General features: G+C 70.1%; 20 protein-coding genes and 2 pseudogenes. 7 read left to right on the top strand and 15 right to left on the bottom strand.

Going from position 1 to position 16,723, the window contains the following annotated elements:
• A partial coding sequence (locus tag A3IC_RS0105840) for a helix-hairpin-helix domain-containing protein (protein ID WP_026217930.1) occupies positions 1-765 on the top strand: 765 nt, incomplete at its 5' end.
• On the opposite strand, the pseudogene A3IC_RS52765 reads toward A3IC_RS0105840, so the two are convergent.
• From A3IC_RS52765 to A3IC_RS0105825, 3 genes and pseudogenes are all read right to left on the bottom strand, one after another.
• Positions 740-1,326: pseudogene (locus A3IC_RS52765) on the bottom strand (class I SAM-dependent methyltransferase); the annotation flags it as partial. The gene A3IC_RS0105840 and the pseudogene A3IC_RS52765 overlap by 26 nt on opposite strands.
• 118 nt (positions 1,327-1,444) lie before the next feature.
• A complete protein-coding gene (locus A3IC_RS0105830) occupies positions 1,445-3,013 on the bottom strand; it encodes an FAD-dependent monooxygenase (RefSeq protein ID WP_020549122.1) in 1,569 nt (522 codons plus the stop codon).
• 145 nt (positions 3,014-3,158) lie between these two features.
• Positions 3,159-3,785, bottom strand: a complete 627-nt coding sequence (locus A3IC_RS0105825; RefSeq protein ID WP_020549121.1) for a TetR/AcrR family transcriptional regulator — start codon at positions 3,783-3,785, stop codon at positions 3,159-3,161.
• Between the two features lie 44 nt (positions 3,786-3,829).
• Here A3IC_RS0105825 and A3IC_RS69990 point away from each other — a divergent pair, with 44 nt between their 5' ends.
• Together A3IC_RS69990 and A3IC_RS73380 are read left to right on the top strand one after the other, a co-directional pair.
• Positions 3,830-3,973: a hypothetical protein gene (locus tag A3IC_RS69990; protein ID WP_205353775.1), complete on the top strand. Its 144-nt coding sequence runs from the start codon at positions 3,830-3,832 to the stop codon at positions 3,971-3,973.
• Positions 3,934-4,302 carry a M14 family zinc carboxypeptidase gene (locus A3IC_RS73380; protein ID WP_211232265.1) on the top strand — a complete coding sequence of 123 codons (369 nt, stop codon included), beginning with the start codon at positions 3,934-3,936 and terminating at the stop codon, positions 4,300-4,302. The genes A3IC_RS69990 and A3IC_RS73380 overlap by 40 nt, the downstream gene beginning before the upstream one ends.
• Here A3IC_RS73380 and A3IC_RS69980 read toward each other — a convergent pair.
• From A3IC_RS69980 to A3IC_RS70650, 9 genes are all read right to left on the bottom strand, one after another.
• Complete coding sequence (locus A3IC_RS69980) at positions 4,206-4,433, bottom strand: hypothetical protein (RefSeq protein ID WP_205353774.1); 228 nt, start codon at positions 4,431-4,433, stop codon at positions 4,206-4,208. The two genes, A3IC_RS73380 and A3IC_RS69980, sit on opposite strands and share 97 nt — an antisense overlap.
• Before the next feature lie 280 nt (positions 4,434-4,713).
• Positions 4,714-5,274, bottom strand: a complete 561-nt coding sequence (locus A3IC_RS0105805) for a DinB family protein (protein WP_020549117.1) — start codon at positions 5,272-5,274, stop codon at positions 4,714-4,716.
• 567 nt (positions 5,275-5,841) lie between these two features.
• Positions 5,842-6,873 carry an ABC transporter permease gene (locus tag A3IC_RS0105800; protein WP_020549116.1) on the bottom strand — a complete coding sequence of 344 codons (1,032 nt, stop codon included), beginning with the start codon at positions 6,871-6,873 and terminating at the stop codon, positions 5,842-5,844.
• A complete protein-coding gene (locus A3IC_RS0105795; protein WP_052173215.1) occupies positions 6,866-8,425 on the bottom strand; it encodes a sugar ABC transporter ATP-binding protein in 1,560 nt (519 codons plus the stop codon). The genes A3IC_RS0105800 and A3IC_RS0105795 overlap by 8 nt, the downstream gene beginning before the upstream one ends.
• 5 nt (positions 8,426-8,430) lie before the next feature.
• Entirely contained in the window at positions 8,431-9,498 is a 1,068-nt protein-coding gene (locus A3IC_RS0105790) for a sugar ABC transporter substrate-binding protein (protein WP_106668797.1), read from the bottom strand.
• Between the two features lie 94 nt (positions 9,499-9,592).
• Positions 9,593-10,372 carry an SDR family NAD(P)-dependent oxidoreductase gene (locus A3IC_RS0105785; RefSeq protein ID WP_020549113.1) on the bottom strand — a complete coding sequence of 260 codons (780 nt, stop codon included), beginning with the start codon at positions 10,370-10,372 and terminating at the stop codon, positions 9,593-9,595.
• Positions 10,369-11,697: an enolase C-terminal domain-like protein gene (locus A3IC_RS0105780; RefSeq protein WP_040876210.1), complete on the bottom strand. Its 1,329-nt coding sequence runs from the start codon at positions 11,695-11,697 to the stop codon at positions 10,369-10,371. The genes A3IC_RS0105785 and A3IC_RS0105780 overlap by 4 nt, the downstream gene beginning before the upstream one ends.
• 408 nt (positions 11,698-12,105) lie before the next feature.
• Complete coding sequence (locus A3IC_RS70655; protein WP_020549111.1) at positions 12,106-12,549, bottom strand: AMP-binding protein; 444 nt, start codon at positions 12,547-12,549, stop codon at positions 12,106-12,108.
• Positions 12,550-12,581: 32 nt separating this feature from the next.
• Positions 12,582-12,812, bottom strand: coding sequence for a hypothetical protein (locus A3IC_RS70650; RefSeq protein ID WP_020549110.1), 231 nt, complete (start codon positions 12,810-12,812; stop codon positions 12,582-12,584).
• Between the two features lie 198 nt (positions 12,813-13,010).
• On the opposite strand from A3IC_RS70650, the gene A3IC_RS0105760 reads away from it, so the two are divergent.
• Complete coding sequence (locus A3IC_RS0105760; protein ID WP_020549109.1) at positions 13,011-13,553, top strand: hypothetical protein; 543 nt, start codon at positions 13,011-13,013, stop codon at positions 13,551-13,553.
• 571 nt (positions 13,554-14,124) lie between these two features.
• Here the strand turns inward: A3IC_RS0105760 and A3IC_RS68360 are convergent.
• The gene (locus tag A3IC_RS68360; protein WP_020549107.1) at positions 14,125-14,298 is read right to left on the bottom strand and encodes a hypothetical protein; all 174 of its coding nucleotides are present in this window, start codon (positions 14,296-14,298) and stop codon (positions 14,125-14,127) included.
• Between the two features lie 19 nt (positions 14,299-14,317).
• On the opposite strand from A3IC_RS68360, the gene A3IC_RS70645 reads away from it, so the two are divergent.
• Positions 14,318-14,710, top strand: coding sequence for a transposase family protein (locus A3IC_RS70645; RefSeq protein WP_079026271.1), 393 nt, complete (start codon positions 14,318-14,320; stop codon positions 14,708-14,710).
• 124 nt (positions 14,711-14,834) lie between these two features.
• Here the strand turns inward: A3IC_RS70645 and A3IC_RS73375 are convergent, their stop codons facing one another.
• Together A3IC_RS73375 and A3IC_RS72405 are read right to left on the bottom strand one after the other, a co-directional pair.
• The gene (locus tag A3IC_RS73375) at positions 14,835-14,996 is read right to left on the bottom strand and encodes a hypothetical protein (protein WP_020549105.1); all 162 of its coding nucleotides are present in this window, start codon (positions 14,994-14,996) and stop codon (positions 14,835-14,837) included.
• Positions 14,997-15,207: 211 nt separating this feature from the next.
• Positions 15,208-15,330, bottom strand: a complete 123-nt coding sequence (locus tag A3IC_RS72405) for a hypothetical protein (RefSeq protein ID WP_020549104.1) — start codon at positions 15,328-15,330, stop codon at positions 15,208-15,210.
• A gap of 245 nt (positions 15,331-15,575) precedes the next feature.
• Here A3IC_RS72405 and A3IC_RS68355 point away from each other — a divergent pair.
• A pseudogene (locus A3IC_RS68355) lies at positions 15,576-15,827 on the top strand (Tn3 family transposase); the annotation flags it as partial.
• 28 nt (positions 15,828-15,855) lie between these two features.
• Entirely contained in the window at positions 15,856-16,716 is an 861-nt protein-coding gene (locus tag A3IC_RS0105725; protein WP_026217916.1) for a class I SAM-dependent methyltransferase, read from the top strand.
• The last annotated feature ends 7 nt before the right edge of the window (positions 16,717-16,723 follow it).

Genomic DNA, 16,723 nt, shown 5'->3' with positions numbered 1-16,723 from the left:
GTACTGGTCCCGTTCGCCGGCTACGCGTTCAACAAGTCGCACTCCGCCGCGTACGGCCTGGTGTCCTACCAAACGGCCTATCTCAAGGCGAACTTCCCGGCCGAGTACATGGCCGCGCTGCTCACCTCGGTGGGCGACGAAAAGGACAAGATGGGCATGTACCTGGCCGATGCCAGGTCGGCCGGCATCCGGGTGCTCTCGCCCGACGTCAACGAGTCCGTGGCCGACTTCACCGCCGTCGGCTCCGACGTGCGGTTCGGCCTGCGGGCGATCCGCAACGTGGGCGACAACGTCATCAACGACATCGTCGAAGCGCGCACGAGCAAGGGGAAGTTCAACTCCTTCGCCGACTTCCTGACCAAGATCGGGCTGCCCGCGTGCAACAAGCGCGCGGTCGAATCGCTGGTCCGCGGCGAAATGCGCGGTCACCACCTCCAGGACCGGGTCCGAGCCGCCGCCGTCGATGCCGGGGCTCGTCCGCAGGGTGGTCTTCGGGAGCGGCGCTCGCGCGGTGACGACGGCGAGTTCGGCGGTGTGCTGCGCGAGGTCGCCGACTGTGCCCGGCCGTCGGACGTGGGCCGGCCGAGCATCGAGCACATCGCGTCCAAGTCCGCGCGGGCGTGGCCGTCGTCGATCTGGGAGCGGTCGTTGACCCACTGCAGCCGCAGTCCGGCGGTCGTCTCCACGACGAGGGTCAGGGCGTGGCGGGTGCGGCCGCCGTACGAGCGAACCGGTGTCCGGGACCGGAGAACCCCGCACCGGTGAACACCTCCGCCTCAGCGCCGGGAATCCCCTGCGTCAGTACGCCCTGACCTGCTCGTCGCACCGGCCCCAGATAGTCCCTGATCAGCTCGCCCACCGCGGCGTGCGGCACCGCCGGGTACGGAAGGCCGTCGACGGCGCGCTTCTCGATCTCCAGGTTCGAGACGTGCACGAGCACGCCACCGGGCCGGAGCATGTCCATGACGGTCGCCGCCACCCGCTCCCGATCCATCCAGTGGAACGACTGCCCGAACGTCGCGACGGTGAACGTGCCGAGATCCGCGGGCAGTTCCTCCGCCCGGGCCCGAATCCAACGCGCCTTCCCGGCCACCCCGCCTCGGCGGCCTCGCGCCGGGCCTCGGCGATCATCTCCCGGTCCGGGTCGACGCCGACGACCTCACCGAACGGGTGCGCCAGCCCCACGGCCAGGATGCCCGGCCCACATCCCACGTCGATCAGGCGCCCGTGCCCGTCGAGTTCGAGCACATCGGCGAGCGCGTCCGCCCATCCCGGGGCATAGGGGATTCTCCCACGCCGGTAATAGGCGGCCGTGCCCAGGAACAACGTGTCGTCCCACTCTCACCCGGCGATCACGTCCACCCACCACCACTCACAGAGGAATACGCGTACGTGCCCACCCGACATCCGATGATTCCACGGCCCGGATCCGGGAGGCGGGCGATCACGCGGATGTCGAGCGTGTGATGGTGGTGAGGGCGTGCCGGAGGGGCGCGTTGCCCGAGGGGTGGTTGCGCCAGCGGGCGGCGATGTGGCCGTCGGGACGGACGAGGAGCCCTCCGTGCGGGCCAAGGCCGCAGACGTCGAGGTGTTCGACGGGCAGGGCCTCGATGCGCAACGGCGTTGATCCGGTGGCGTGTTGCCGCCATCGGGTGGGGTCCGGGGTGAGCAGGGTGAACCATGCGCCGACGGTGTCGAGTGTGGAGCGTTCGGTGGTGAGCCGGAGGTGGGGCAGACGGCGTCCGGGCTCTGCGGTGGGGATGTAGGTCGTGCCCGATTCGGAGGGCTCGGATGGGGTGTTGCCGTCGGTGAGGACGGCGGCGGAGTGGTAGGTGGCCCCCAACACCAGGCCGAGTTGCGCGAAGTACTGTTCCGACCATGGCAGTTCGATCCGCGCCGTCGCCGCGTCGCCGCTGCGCAGCCGATCCCGGCGGCGGTTCTGGACTTGCACCATGAGCCGGGCGTTGGCCACCGCCTGCTGGAGCGTCCGGTGGGCGACGGGTTGTCGTTCCGTCTCGTAGGTATCCAACAGGCCCGGTTCGGCCCACCCGTGCAGCACGCCCGCCAGCTTCCAGCACAGGTTGTGCACGTCGGCGATGCCGGTGTTCATACCCAGGCCGCCGGTGATGGGGATCGCGTGCGCGGCATCGCCGACCAACAGGATTCGGCCGTGGCGGAAACGTTCGGCGACGAAGGCATTCATGACCCAGTGCTGAACCCGCGACACGTCGGCCCGTACGTCGGCGCCGAGGCCGAGGGCGCGCGAGACGAGATCGGGCCAGTCGGCGTGTTCGGCGTCTTCGGGGGTCGGGCCGAACCAGGCCCAGCCTCCTTCCGGGTAGAGCGGGAGGAAGGAGCCGTGCGCGGTGACGTAGACCCCGGCGGGCCGGCGGGCGCACCAGCGGTCGAGGTCGGCGTCGAACACGACGGTGGTGAAGTCCCCCAATGCCCCCGGGCCGGTGCTGCCGACTCCCAGGAGGTGCCGGACGGTGGAGTTCGCGCCGTCCGCGGCGAGTACATATCGGGCGCGGAGTCGGCTCTCGTCACCACGTTCGTGGTCCAGGAGCAGGGCCGTGACGCCGTCGGCCGCCTCGGCCACGCCGACGACCTCGACACCGAATCGCACGGGTGCGTCCGCCGCGGCAAGCAGGGTTGGTTCCAGACGGTCCTGCGAGGTGACCACGCCGATCACGGGGCTCTCGGGTACCGGCGCGTGGATCCCGACCATCGCCGCCGCGGCGAAGTCGCGGTCGTACAGGGTGTCCCGGAAGCGGATGTGGCCGAACTCGGGCGCGAACGCGGCGGCAGCGATCCGGGTGTCGAGGCCGAGGTGACGGTAGATCTCCATCGAGCGCACGTTGACCAGTCGGGCGCGCGGGAAGGGTGACAACTCGCGGTGTTTCTCGACCAGCAGTACCCGCACCCCCCAGCGTTCCAGGAGCGCCCGGGCGGTGAGCCCGACCGGCCCGCCGCCCACGATCAAGACCTCCACCTCGGCGTCCGCCACGGGCATGTCGAGTTCCTCCTGCTCACTGGGATCCGTCGGTGCACTCGGTGACGGCGCCGGGGCGGGGCGGGCGATCGCCGACTCGCCGTCGCACGCCGGCCAGGGGGAGTACCCCGTAGGCGGGCGGGCGCACACCCGGGCCGCCCCGATCTCACTCCGGTCCGAGGACCGGCCCGAGTACCTCCGGAGCGGTCAACGCGCGCGCGGCGTCGGCGAAGTACTGCTCGGAGGCCACGTCGGCCGGCCCGAGCAGGAGTCCCTGGCCGAGACCGACCAGCAGAGCCCTGAGCGCGATCGCCAGTCGCCGCGCCTGGCCGGCCGAGACGATCGTTCCCCGGTGCGCCCGCCCGGCGAACAGCGCCGTCAACCGCTCCTCGTGCACGCGCAGCGCGGCGGCGAGCGCCTCGCGGAGCGCGGGATCGCGCAGTGCCAAGTCCAGGAGGCTGATCTCGAAGGACAGGTGGCGAAGCGCGTCGGGGTCCTCACAGACCCGCCGGTAGTACCGGGCGAACGCGTCGACCGCGTCGGTCAGCGACAGGTCCGCGACGACCACCTGCTCGATCCCCGCGTAGTGCGGGCCGAGGTGATCCGCGACCAGGGCGCTCATCAGGCCGTTCTTGCTCCCGAACAGCGAGTACACCGCACCGGTGGTCAGGTCCGCCCGCGCGGCGATGTCGTCCAACCTGGCGCGGTAGCCGTCCTGTGCCACGACACCGCGCGCGGCGTCCAGCAGCGCACGGCGGTTCCGCTCCTTGGCCTCGGCCCTTGCAATTCTCATAATCCCATTATTACCGTAACCGTATTATGAAGGTGATCCCGAACATGACGCAGGTGCCCGACCACGCCGCGTTCCCGACCGTCGACGCCATGCACGCCGACCTCGACGCAGCCGCCGCGGCCCACCCCGACCTGGTCGTGTACGCCGCATCGGCACATCGCGGCTGGGCGAACCGCTGGGCGCGCTGACCATCGGCGACGGCGCGAAGGACGTGGTCGTCGTCGGCGGACCACACCCCAACGAGCCGGTCGGGGCACTCACGGTCGCCGCCCTGATCGCCCTGTTGTGCCGGGACTCCGCGCTGCGCGCCCGCCTCGACCGCCGCCGGCACCTCATCCCGTGCGCCGATCCGGACGGCGCACGCCTGAACGAAGGTTGGTACGACCGGCAGGGGCAACGCCGCGCGTACGCCGAGCACTTCTACGCCCGGACCTGGCCGACCAGGTCGAGTGGACGTTCCCGCTGGAAGGCGAGCGCTACACCTTCGACCGATCGCTCCCGGAGACCACCGCGCTGATGGCGCTGATGGACGCGGTGGAACCCGCGCTCGTCTGCTCGCTGCACAACGGCGAGCGCCAGGGCGCCTTCTTCCACCTCAACCGCGACGACCTCGACCTCGCCCGGCGGCTCGCCGAACTCCCGGAGCACGAAGGCCTTCCCGTGCACCACGGTGCGCCCGAACTGCCCGGCTCCCGATTGATCACGCCGGGCGTCTACTCGACACCGGACGGCGCACCGACCTGTTCGAGGTCTGGTTCGCCGAGGCTACCGCCGAGTCCCCGGGTTCCCCGATCGAACTCCGCAAGCTCGCCGCGGTGCAACTGGGCGCCATCCTGCTCGCCGCCGCGCACGCCTGATCCGGACGAGGCCACCCGCGTGGGAGCTGGGTGGTGGTCGGCGGCCGGCACGGCCCGAGCGGAGCGTGGGTTCACACGCCGATCGCTCCGTCGATACGTTCGCGGAGCAGGTCGGCGTGGCCGTTGTGGCGGGCGTATTCCTCGACCATGTGCACCAAGACCCAGCGCAAGGACACCGTTCCGCGCCAATCGTCTTCGCCCTCGACGTCGAGATCGGGCGCCTCGACGGTGAAGCGCTCGGCGAAGGCGACCTCCGTACGCCACGCCTGCCAGGCCTGCTCGACGATCGCGGTGTCGGGCGCCGCGCCCTCGAAGTCGCCGTCGGGGCAGGCCCGGGAGGAGAACAGGGCCGGCGCGTCCTGGCCGCCCAGACCCCGCCGGAACCAGCGGCGCTCGACGTCGGCGAGGTGGCGCACGATACCGAGCAGGGAGAGCGTGGAGGGTTCCACGGATCGCCGGGCCAACTCCGGGCCCAGCCCGGCGCACTTCAGTTCCAGGGTCGTGCGCTGGGCCGCCAGGATGTCGGTCAGGATGGCGAGTTCGCCGCCCGTGGTGGGGCCCTCGAAACGGCGGTCGGCGTCGACGCCGACGAACAGTTCGCCTCTTCTGGTCGGATCGGTCGTGCCTGTCATGGTCTTCCATCACGATCTGCCCGGTCGGGCGTGGGAATTGTCGAGGACTCGGGACTCGGGACTCGGCGCCGCGCCCTGTCGACGAGGTGGCGGGGTCGGGGTCGGGTCGCGACGGCGCGCAAGATTCGCATGCCGGTGCGTGTACGAACGGACACACCACCATGACCACCGCGGCAACGAACTCTCCGGCCCGGGCGACGCTACCGTTTTCGTTCAGTTGCATCTTGCCACCTGTATGCCGTCTTCGAGCTGGATCACCCTCGCCCCCAGGGTAGTTCAACCTGCGGGGGTGGATCGCGTTCAAGTCGAGCGGGGCATCGGGTGGTTACCCCGAGTAGGCAGACCGGATCCGACGAGTTCGACGAAGGCGACGTACTCGTCCGGGGCGGCGATGTCGGGACGGCGCTGCACCCAGCGCAATGGCAACGTCCCGCCTGCGCGGGGCCAACTACGAGGAGTGCCCGCCCGGAACATCCCCGCCTTCGCGGGGCCGACGCGTGGGCCCAATCGTCCGGCGCGGCCTCGTGGGAGCAATCCCCGCGTTCGTGGGGCCGACACGCTTCTAGGCTAGTCCTGTGCCTTCCCGCTGGTGAGACGCGAGACCATGAGCGAGACCAGGATGATGCCGCCGTAGATCGCCTGGATCCAGAACGGCTTGACCTGGGCCAGGGTCAGCAGGTTCTGCACGACGCCGAGCAGGAGCACACCCGTGAGTGCGCCGGTCATCGTGCCCTTGCCGCCGTCGAGGCTGATTCCGCCGATGACGGCCGCCGCGAACACGGTGAAGATCATCCCGTCGCCCTGGTTGGGGCTGATCGCGCCGACGTAGCCGGTGAGGACCAGCCCGCCCAGGGCCGCGAGTGCGCCGCCCACGATGTACACGCCCATCAGCACGCGATCCACGCGGATGCCGGCCGTGCGCGCCGCGGCCGGGTTGCCTCCGATGGCGTACAACGCGCGGCCCACCCGGTGGTGGCGCAACACGAATCCCGCGATGGCGAACGCCGCGGCGGCCAGCCACACGGATAGCGGAACCTCCAGGAACGTGGAGGTGGCCAGGGTGAAGAACGACTCGGGCATCTCGAAGAGGGTCTTGCCCTCGGTCATGCCCACCTGGAGCCCTCGCAGTACGATCAGCATCGCGAGCGTGACGATGAACGCGTTGAGTTGGAGCTTGACCACCAGGAATCCGTTGACGGCGCCGATCACCGCACCCGCGACGAGCATGATCAACAGGCCCACCGCGGACGGGAGTTCGATGCCGAATCCGGCGGCGGAGGCGGGCAGGACCACCATCGCGCCGAGCGCGGGGGCGATGCCGACGGTTGATTCGAGGGACAGGTCGAACTTGCCGCCGATGAGAATCAGGGACGCCGCCAGTGTGACGAGCGCGAGCGCGGCGGAGGAACCGAGGATGCTGATCAGGTTAGCCTTGGTCAGGAACGTATCGTTGACCAGTCCGCCGAGCACCACGAGCGCGACCAGGGCCGGCACGAGGGCCAGCTCGCGGAACCGGCGCAGGAGTGCGGTGCGTGCGCCGCGGAACGTGGTCGGCTGGGTCGACCTCGGGCTTTCGGCGAGTGCCGAGATGTCAGTCATGCGTCGTTCCTTCATCGCTCATGCCTTCGATGGCGGCGACCAGATCGTTGTCGCGCCAGCCGGCAGGGTGTTCGGTGGTCACGCAACCGTGCCGGAGGACGAGCACACGGTCGCACGTGCGCAGGTCGTCGAGTTCGTCGGATATGACGACCACGGCGGTCCGGCGCTCGCGCATGTCGTCCACGAGGCCGAGCAGGGCCTCCTTGGACTTCACGTCGATACCTGCGGTCGGATTGATCAGCACGAGCAGCCGCGGGTCGGTCGCGAGCGCACGGGCCATGACGACCTTCTGCTGATTGCCGCCGGACAGCGCGCTGACCGGTGCTTCGACGCCCGGCGTCTTGATGTCGAGGTCGGCGACGACGCGACGCGCTTGTCGGCGTTCCCGGGCGGGCGAGATGGTGCCGAACCGGCCGGCTCGCACCGAACGCAGCGTCAGTGCGGCGTTCTCGGCGACCGAGAGCCCTGCGACCAGCCCCTGGTCATGGCGGTCGCGCGGGACACAGGCGATGCTCGAGGCGATGGCCTTGGGGACGTTGCCGAAGGGGATCGGGATGTCGTCGAGGGTCGCCGTGCCCGACTTCACCCGGCGCAGGCCCACCAGTGTCTCGGCCAGTTCGATCTTGCCGCTCGCACTGCTGCCCGCGACGCCCAGCACCTCGCCTTGGCGGACCGCCAGGGACACACCCGAGAAGGCGTCGCCGGCGAGGTCCGACACCTGAAGTCGGACCGGGCGGCCGGTGAGGTCGCGCGGTTCGGCGGCGGTCTTCTCCGGCATCCATTCGCCGGTCATCGCCTCGACCAGTTCGGTACGCGGCATCAAAGCCACCGGACGGGTGGTGATCCACCGGGCGTCGCGCATCACCGTGACGGACTGGCAGACCTCGTACACCTCTTGGAGGTGGTGCGAGATGAACAGGAACGTCACGTCGGCGGCCTGCAGCACCCGCATCCTCGCGAACAGGCGCTCGATCTCGCGGCGGTCGAGTGGTGCGGTGGGCTCGTCGAGGATCACGAAGCGGGCGCCGAAGGACAGCGAGCGGGCGATCTCGACGAGTTGCCGGTCGCCGACCGACAGATCGGCGGCCGGCGTGTCGACCGGGATGTCGACTCCCCACTGGTCGAGGAGTTCGCGTGCCCGGGTCCGCATCCGGCGCCATGCGATGAAGCGGCCGGGGCCGGTGGGCTGACGATTGAGGAAGACGTTCTCGGCGACGGTGAGCTGCGGGATGATCGTGGACTTCTGGTACACGCACGCGACCCGGCGCCGCCAGGCGTTGCGATCGGCGAGGGACGGGGCCGGTTCCCCGCCGAAGAGGATGCGGCCCGAGTCCGGGCGGGCGAGCCCGGTGAGGAGCGAGACGAGCGTCGACTTGCCCGCGCCGTTGCGGCCGACGAGCGCGTGCGACTCGCCCGGGACGACCTCCAGTTGTGCGTTGTCCAAGGCCACGGTGGGCCCGAAACGTTTGACGACGTCGACCGCTTGGGCCAGCGGAGGGCGAGCGTGCGTTCCCGCTCCCCCGGCCGAGGGCGTCGGGGATCCGACCGACATCCGACTCACCTTCCGAGAGAGTTGCCCCAGAGGGTGGGGTCGTCGACGTTCTCCTTGGTGACCAGCGGGGCGGCGAGCTGGTCTTCCAAGTTGCCGTCCGGGTGCTGAATGATCGTGCTGTTGTGATCGGTCGGGCCGGGTTCGAAGGTCTTCCCTTCCATCGCGGCCTTGATGTAGTAGAGGCCGTACTTCGCGTAGTCGTCGGCGGGTTGCGACACGGTCGCGTCGATGTCGCCCCGGCGGATCGCGTCGAGCTCCTGCGGGATGCCGTCGTTGGAGACCACCGTGATGTGCTTGGGGTCGCCGACCGGATGCAGGAGGCCCTTGGCCTTGAGCTGCTGGAGCGTCGGGGCGAGGAATACCCCGCCCGCCTGCATATAGACGCCCTTGAGATCGGGGTTCGCGTTGAGGATCGTGTTCAGCCCGGCGGCGGCCCTCTCGGCCTTCCACTCGGTCGGGATCTCGAGCACCTGGATGCTGGGGTAATTCTGCTTCATGCAATCGCGGAACGCCTCCGACCGATCCCGGCCGTTGATCGAGGACAGATCGCCCATGATCTGCACGACCTTGCCGGTTTTGACCTTGTCGCCCATGTACTTGCAGGCGAGCGTCCCGTACGCGCGGTTGTCGGCGCGGACGATCATCGCGACCTTGCCCCTGTCCGGGGCCACGTCCACCGCGACGACTGGAACGCCCTTGCGCTCCGCCTGGTCCAGGCCCGCGGCGATGGCAGCGCTGTCGATCGGCGCCACGACCAGGCCCTTGACGCCTTGGTTGAGCAGGTTGTTGATGTCGGTGATCTGCTGTGCCGCGTCGGAGTTCGAATTGACGGTCGGCAGCGTGGACACGCCGAGTTCCTTGGCCTTGGCCGGCACATAGCCGTTGTAGGCCTGCCAGAACGGTGAGGTCAGGAAGGGCAGTACGACACCGGTCTTGCCGGCCTTCCCGTCGCCGGTCGCGGTGTTTCCCTTGCTGTCGCCAGTACTGCCGCAGGCCCCGAGCAGGACCAGGGAGGCAGTCACTGCGGCCGCGGTGGCAGCGGTTCGGCGGGGAAGGAGGATCCTGATGGTCACTGTGGACTCCTCGACGAGGTGGGTGACGCTCCACGAATGCGAATGTGGAAGTCGGGCGGTGACGCGGGAACGGGGCCGGGTTGCGGCGGGCGGGCTAGGTGGGGCATGGGCGGAGTCCTTGCATGCCACCGTCGACGGCGAGCGAGGTGCCGGTGGTGGCACGTGCGGACGGCCCGGCCAGGTAGGCGATCGCGGCTGCGACCTCCTCGGGGGTGACCAGGCGTCCGATGGGTTGACGCGAGTTCAGCAAGCGCTTCTCCAGTTCGGGATCGGGGGCCGCATCGAGGAGCCGGCCGACCCATGGGGTGTCCACAGTGCCGGGGTTGACGCAGTTGAATCGGATGCCCTCTTGGATGTGGTCGGCGGCCATGGCGAGCGTCAGCGAGAGCACGGCGCCCTTGCTCGCGGAGTACAACGCACGCTGCGGGACACCGGCCGTGGCGGCGATGGAGCACAGGTTGACCACCGCCGCGTCGGACCCTTCGGCCGCGGCCCGGCGCAGATGGGGCAAGGCGGCGCGAGTGGTGCGCACGATACCCAGGACGTTGACCTCCAGGACGCGCCGCCATTCGTCGTCGTCGTTGTGCTCGACGGTGCCCTGGGCGCCTGTGCCCGCGTTGTTGACCACGACGGTGAGGCTGCCGAGTGCGTCCGCCGCTCCGTCGACGCCGGCACGGATCGAAGCGTCGTCGGTGACGTCGGCCCGCAGCATCAACAAGCGCGAGTCCGCGGCTCGGGTGCCGCACTCCGAGTCGAGGTCCAGACACGCCACGTGGGCGCCGCCATCGGCGAGTCGGCGTGCGGTGGCGAGGCCGATTCCCGACGCGCCGCCGGTGACGACCGCCCGGACGTCCGCGAATTCGTGGCCGTTCACCGGACCACCTCCGCGTGCCGCGACCAGGCCGCGCCGTCGGGAAACGCGTACGCGGCGAGCGAGTCGGGGCGCATCCGCGCGGAGAACCCGGGGATGCTCGGGGCCAGGTAGTACCCGTCGCGGATGCGCACCGGGTCGACGAAGTGCTCGTGCAGGTGGTCCACGTACTCGATGACCCGGTCCTGCTTGTCGGCGCTGACCGCGAGGTAGTCGAACATCGACAGGTGTTGCACGACCTCGCACAACCCGACCCCGCCCGCGTGCGGGCACACCGGGATGCCGAAGTGTGCGGCGAGCAGCAGGATCGCGACGTTCTCGGTCACTCCGCCGACCCGGCACGCGTCCAACTGGAGGATGTCGATCGCGCCGGCCTGGAGCAGTTGCTTGAACACGACCCGGTTTTGCACGTGTTCCCCGGTGGCGACCTTGATCGGGGCCACGCCCGCGCGTACGGCGGCGTGCCCCAGGACGTCGTCCGGCGAGGTCGGTTCCTCGATCCACCACGGTTGGTACGGGGCGAGTTCGCGCGTCCACGCGATCGCCGCGTCGACGTCCCAACGCTGGTTGGCGTCCACGGCGATGCGGATGTCGGGACCCACGGCCTCGCGGGCGAGTCGCATGCGGCGCACGTCGTCGCCCAGGTTCGCGCCCACCTTCAGCTTGATCTGGGTGAAGCCGTCGGCCACCGCCTCCCGGGTCAGGCGCACCAGTTTGTCGTCGCTGTAGCCGAGCCACCCGGGCGCCGTGGTGTAGGCCGGGTAGCCGTGGGCGTGGAGTTCCGCCTCGCGCTCCGACCGCCCCTCCCGCGCCTTGGTGAGCAGGTCCAGGGCTTGATCGGGCGTCAGCGCGTCGGTCAGGTACCGCCAGTCGACGAGGTCGACGATCTCGCGGGGGGTCAGGTCCGCGAGGTAACGCCACAGCGGCTTGCCCGCGGCGGTGGACGCGAGGTCGAAGGCCGCGTTGATGATCGCCGCCGCCGCCATGTGGATCGCGCCCTTCTCGGGGCCCAGCCACCGCAGTTGCGAGTCGCCGGTGAGATCGCGGGCGAAGCCGCCGAGGTCGGCCAGGGTCGCGTCCAGGTCGCGTCCCACCACCAGGTGTTCGTGGGCCCGCAGCGCGGCGACACAGACTTCGTTGCCGCGTCCGATGGTGAACACGAACCCGTGTCCGGCAAGCGGGTTCCCGTCCGGTCCCGGCGCGTCGGTGCGCAGGACGACATACGCGGCCGAGTAGTCCGGATCCGGGTTCATCGCGTCGGACCCGTCGAGTTCGATCGAGGTCGGGAACCGGATGTCGTGGGTTTCGAGTGCGGTGATGCCGGCCATGTTCACGCCTTCCCGAGGCATTGCCGCCGGCGGCCGATTGGCGCGTCGTTGCCGCCGATCGCCGGCTCGACGATGTCTCCGGGTCGCGGGCACGGGTTGCCTAGGCGGGCCGCCGGGGCCTCCCGCGTCCGGGCGATCCCACCGCCAGCCGGAAAGGCGCCGTCGACGTCGGGGGCGATCGCGGTGATGTCGTACGTCCGACCGTTCCCGTCACGCACCACCGGGCGTCCTCGACCGGGATCTCCCATGCGCAGAAACCTCACGTACATCACTCCCGATCCGTCCAAGGAGTCGCCAGGACAGCTAATCATCGGATTACTATACATTTTAGACACATCGTGAATGCGACTAAATTGGTTTATATTCCTCAATATTCTCGATCATTTAATTTGAGTGATCCGATGTATGTCAAGCGAACGAGCGGCCGTGGCCGTTGACGCGTTCCAGGCCGCCGTGCGCGTAGTGCACGAGGCTGCGGTGCTCGACGGCGACCCCCTTGGGTGTGCCGGTGGAACCCGACGTGAAGATCACGTATGCGAGGTCGCCCGGGGCGGCCCCCGCGCTCGGACTCGTCGCGGGCAGCGTCTCGTCGGCCGCGGTCTCGCCGATCACGGTGCGCCGCGGGGCGGGCACACGTGTCGCGAGATCGGCCTGGACGAGCAGGTCCTCACTGCCGGCCGCGGCCAGGGTGGCCGCCGGCCGCTGGTCCGGGTAGGACGGCTCCAACGGTACGAAGGCCGCCCCCGCCTTGAGCACGCCGAGGATGGCGACCGCCAGGTCGAGGCCGGGCTCGGCGAGGGCGGCGACCGGCGCCTGGGGCCGCACTCCGCTCGCAAGCAGCCGGTGGGCCACCCGGTTGGCCCGGAGGTCCAGTTCGGCGTAGGTCAGCGAGCTTTGTACGCGGCTTCGTAGTCGCCGAGGTCGATGTTGGTGAACACCTTGATGCTCGCCGTGTCGGGGTACGCGACGCCGATCTTGATGGAGTCGGCGGTGACGCCCGGGGCAACGGCCGCCGCGCCTGCTGCGGGGCCGTTGACCGGGGTAGTCGGCTTGTCCTTTTCTTCGACGGTGCAGCCCGCCGCAGCGGCGGTCAGGGCTGCCGCGGTCAGGGCCACGGGCCATCTGTGTCTGGTGACGGCACGAACGGTCATGCGAGACGGTGGACACCGCCGGCAGCAGGCCCCGCACCCATGGCGCGCCGACGCCGATGACGGCTGCCGGCGCGGCGGTGACCGGGGACGCGACGGCCACCGCAGTGGGGAAGGTGAGGCGTTCGACGACGAGGACCCTGCCGCCGCCGATGTGATGTGTCTGTGCGTGCGGACGGGCCCGGTGGTGCCTCGTGGCTGGACGACGCCGTGGTGTTCTACCACGTTCGGGTCGAACGGCTCTCGGGACGACTGGAGCGGTTGCGCGCGGAACTCGCCTCCGTGGAAGTGGAGTTCGAGCGGGTGCGGGCGACACGGGACCAGGTTCGGGCGGACCGGGACCGGAGCATTGTCGCCGGTCCCGTCCCCGCCCCGACCCCGGGCGGAGAAGACGCTTTTGGGGACGACGTGCCGGCGGGCGCCGGCCTCGCGTCCCCCGGGGAAGCGTCGCAGGCACCCTCGCCGAGGCCGGTCCGGCAACCGCGGGGGCCGTTGGCCGAGTCGGCCGTACGCCTGCTCGCCGCCGTCGGTCGGCCGATGCGGGTGCGCGAGTTGAACGAGGCCTTGGGGCGTCCGGAGATCAGGACACAGCAGGAGACGTTGCGCACCACATGCAATCGCCTGGTGCGGGAGGGTGTCCTGACCCGGGTGAAAACGGGCCTCTACACCGTCGCCCGCACCGATTCGGGCCGGGAGGGGGTCGCCTGACGCGCCGCTGCCCGTGCACAGGAGAACGGCCCTCCCCGAAGGGAGGGCCGCGGCGCCGATCGAGGATTACGGCCTCGCCGGTGCCTTCAAAACGCGGTCCCAACACGGCGCTCGTTTCCCCCCGAGACTAGAGGAATCTCTCGCGTTGGGCCTGCCGAACAGCGCACAGGTGACGAGGGCGTCGCCGCCCCGCTGCGTGTCCGGGAAGAATCCCAGGTCCGTCGAGCCGACGTCCCCGCTGAGCATGAACCGGACGTCCAGGCCGAGCCTTTCGAGGTGCGCGACCAGCTCTACCGCCGCTTCGGAGGATGGGCGGCCGATGAGCCGGATCCCCTCCATCACCACCTGCGGACCACTGCGGGCGCCGACGACGACGCACGTCAGACCGATCGTGTCGACGAAGTACGCGAGGACGTCGTAGCGAGGTGCCCGCGTCGTCGGCGACGAGCTGGGCGTCGCGGGCGTCGGCCCTGGCCTCGCGGGCGGCGGTGCGCGCACGGGAGTGCCGGGTCGTGATTGGGCCGGCGGAGCCCGCGGCTGTGCTCGGTTGCCGAACACGGGGCGCACGGCGTCAAGGCGCGACCGGCTCCGGCATCGTGAGGACGGGCCCTCGGCAGCCGATATCGGCATCCCCCGCCCACACGAACTGCTCATCTGCGGTAATCGTGATGCCGTGGTCCCAGGGCCGGATTGTCAATGGCCTTTTGAGTTCTGGGTCTTCGGCGATTGCCGTGAAGCGGATCATGGCGTGGTAGTCGTGCCGGGTGCTCGGGGGTCAAGTCGCTGAACTGCTGCGAGTCCTGTTTCCGCATCTCTCGCCGGTGGCGGTCGAGGCGGTCATCGCTGTCGGTAAATCGGTCCGGATCAAGGCACGTTGTACCGATTCGGAGGCCGCATGCCCGGGGTGCGGGTCACCGTCCCGGCGGGTGCACAGCCGGTACGCGCGGATGCTCGCGGACACCGCGGTCTCAGGTCGCCCAGCCGCGATCGAACTGCAATTGCGTCGGTTCTTCTGCGACGAAGTCGCGTGTGGCAGGGGGACGTTCGCCGAGCAGGTCGACGGTCTCACCGTCCGGTACGGTCGGCGCACCCCGGCCGCGCAGCGGCTGCCGGAGCGCGTCGCGCCGGCCCTCGGCGCCCAGGCGGCGAGCGGCTGACAACACACATGGCCGGTGCCGGCCGGGAGCCGGGTGGCCACGTGGTCCACGATGTCGGCGAGGTCGAGATAGGCGTGCTCGTCGATTTCGTACTCGGAGCGGGCGAGCAGCAGGAGGCCGTCGATCAACCACTCGTGCCGGGCGTTGATCTCCAACAGGGTGCCGCCGGGTCGAACGTGTCGGCGAGCTCCTTGATCTCGTCGGGCCGGCGATCCAGCGCGATGCGCTCGTGCAGGCTGCGGTCGGCGGCGGGCGCGTCGACGATCCGCTGCGCGGTCGCGGTCATGTGGAGCGTGTACGGGTGCGTACCCGTACACCGACGCCGGTACTCGTGCCTCTCATCCGTCAACACTCGGCGGCTCCGATTGGACGGCAGGAGCCGGTTCGGGGACGGTGGACGAGGACAAACGTCGGAGGGTGGGAGTCGGCGACGGTCGGAAGGTCCGCCGGCACGCAGTGCAGAGCCATACACGGCACGGTCGACGTGGTGGCTCGACTCAGGAGAACTGTGCCGTGAAGAGCGCGGACACCGACGCCGCCGACACGGTCGCTCCCGCCCTCTCGTGGAAGAGGCGGCGCGCGTACGCGCCGGTCCACACGCCGTGCTCGGCCGTGATCATCGGTGCGCAACAGGGCGTAGTCGCGGGCCACGGCCCGACTGCCGCCATCCCGCCCCCGAACACCTGGGCGCAGCGGGGAACATGACCATCCCAACAGAGCGCGAACGATTGTGCCGGGCCGGCAAAGCGTAAGGACTCAGGACTCGTCTCTCAGTTCTCGGTCGAGGCGTTCCACGGCTTCGCTACGCATCTGATGATCGGCGGACGGCTGATCGGCCACAACGACCCGGACTACCAGGAGAGTCGTCAAATTCAACGAGCTGATCGCCAACTGTGCGATCTACTCCATCGCGCTGGACATTATCGATGCCGCCAACGCCTTCGCCGCCGAGGGCCATCCCGTGGACCCCGACGACCCGGCCACCGTCAGCCCGCTGATCACGCGCACCATACGCCGCTTCGGCGACTGGCACTTGGACCTCACCCCGCCCAAGGACGTCGTCGCCACCAGGTTGGATCCGGCCCCCGGAACGCTGTTTCCCACCGCGCCGGTATAACGCCCGGCGGCCTGGCTAGGCTGAACGGATGACTAATGCGGCAGGACGGGTCGAGCCGTCCGGGGTGTGGGCCACAGCCGTGGGCGTGGCCCGGGTGAGGGCAATGGAGACGGCACGCGAGCAGCCACTGTTCCAGGACCCGCTGGCGCTGGCCTTCGCCACGGCCGGCGGGAGAGGCCCCGGGACGCCGTCGCCCCCGCTCGCGGACGAGGCGGCGCGGCGCCGCCGGCTCGGTGTGGCCTTCTCGATCGTCATCCGGACGAAGTTCCTGGACGACCTGCTGGACCGGGCGGTCGCGTCCGGCGTCCGGCAGGTCGTGCTGCTCGGAGCCGGGCTGGACAGCAGGGCCTTCCGGATGGACTGGCCTGCGGAGACCCGGCTGTTCGAGGTCGACACGGCCGAACCGCTGGGCTTCAAGGCCTCGGTGCTGCGTCAGGAGCGGGCCGTTCCGCGCTGCGAGCGGATCACCGTCCCGGTCGACCTGCGCGAGGACTGGCCCGGCGCCCTGGCCGCGGCAGGGCACGATCCGGCGCGGCCGACGGTGTGGATCGCCGAGGGACTGCTGATCTATCTGCCCGAGGACGCGGTCCAGTCGCTGCTCGAACGGATCGGCGCGCTGTCCGCCGCAGGCAGCAGGATGGGCCTGACACTGGGCGCGCGCGGTGTGATCGAACGCTTCCGCGAGGACGCCGCTCCGGGATCGCCGGCGTCGATGTGGGTCTGGGAGACGCCGGAGGACCCGGTCGGCTGGCTGGACGGCCTCGGCTGGGAGGCGGAGACCTTCACCCTGCGTGAGCGCGCCCAGGCCTACGGGCGTCCGGTGCTCACCCCGTCGCCGCAGGACGAGGGCACCGGCGGACTGGTCTCGGCGGTGCGCGCCGCGCACTGAGCACGAC

Origin of the sequence: Embleya scabrispora DSM 41855 (assembly GCF_000372745.1) — a bacterium.
GTDB lineage: Bacteria > Actinomycetota > Actinomycetes > Streptomycetales > Streptomycetaceae > Embleya > Embleya scabrispora.
This window is presented reverse-complemented; position numbering and strand designations above follow the sequence as displayed.

Coding starts and splice junctions, on each gene's coding strand:
- A3IC_RS0105830 (WP_020549122.1), bottom strand. CDS start 3,013: ATGCCCGTGGCGGACGCCGAGGTGGAGGTCTTGATCGTGGGCGGCGGG.
- A3IC_RS72405 (WP_020549104.1), bottom strand. CDS start 15,330: ATGATCACGGCCGAGCACGGCGTGTGGACCGGCGCGTACGCGCGCCGC.
- A3IC_RS0105805 (WP_020549117.1), bottom strand. CDS start 5,274: ATGACAGGCACGACCGATCCGACCAGAAGAGGCGAACTGTTCGTCGGC.
- A3IC_RS68360 (WP_020549107.1), bottom strand. CDS start 14,298: ATGATCCGCTTCACGGCAATCGCCGAAGACCCAGAACTCAAAAGGCCA.
- A3IC_RS0105800 (WP_020549116.1), bottom strand. CDS start 6,873: ATGACTGACATCTCGGCACTCGCCGAAAGCCCGAGGTCGACCCAGCCG.
- A3IC_RS0105795 (WP_052173215.1), bottom strand. CDS start 8,425: ATGTCGGTCGGATCCCCGACGCCCTCGGCCGGGGGAGCGGGAACGCAC.
- A3IC_RS73375 (WP_020549105.1), bottom strand. CDS start 14,996: ATGACCGCGACCGCGCAGCGGATCGTCGACGCGCCCGCCGCCGACCGC.
- A3IC_RS69990 (WP_205353775.1), top strand. CDS start 3,830: ATGACGCAGGTGCCCGACCACGCCGCGTTCCCGACCGTCGACGCCATG.
- A3IC_RS0105780 (WP_040876210.1), bottom strand. CDS start 11,697: ATGGCCGGCATCACCGCACTCGAAACCCACGACATCCGGTTCCCGACC.
- A3IC_RS0105825 (WP_020549121.1), bottom strand. CDS start 3,785: ATGAGAATTGCAAGGGCCGAGGCCAAGGAGCGGAACCGCCGTGCGCTG.
- A3IC_RS0105725 (WP_026217916.1), top strand. CDS start 15,856: ATGACTAATGCGGCAGGACGGGTCGAGCCGTCCGGGGTGTGGGCCACA.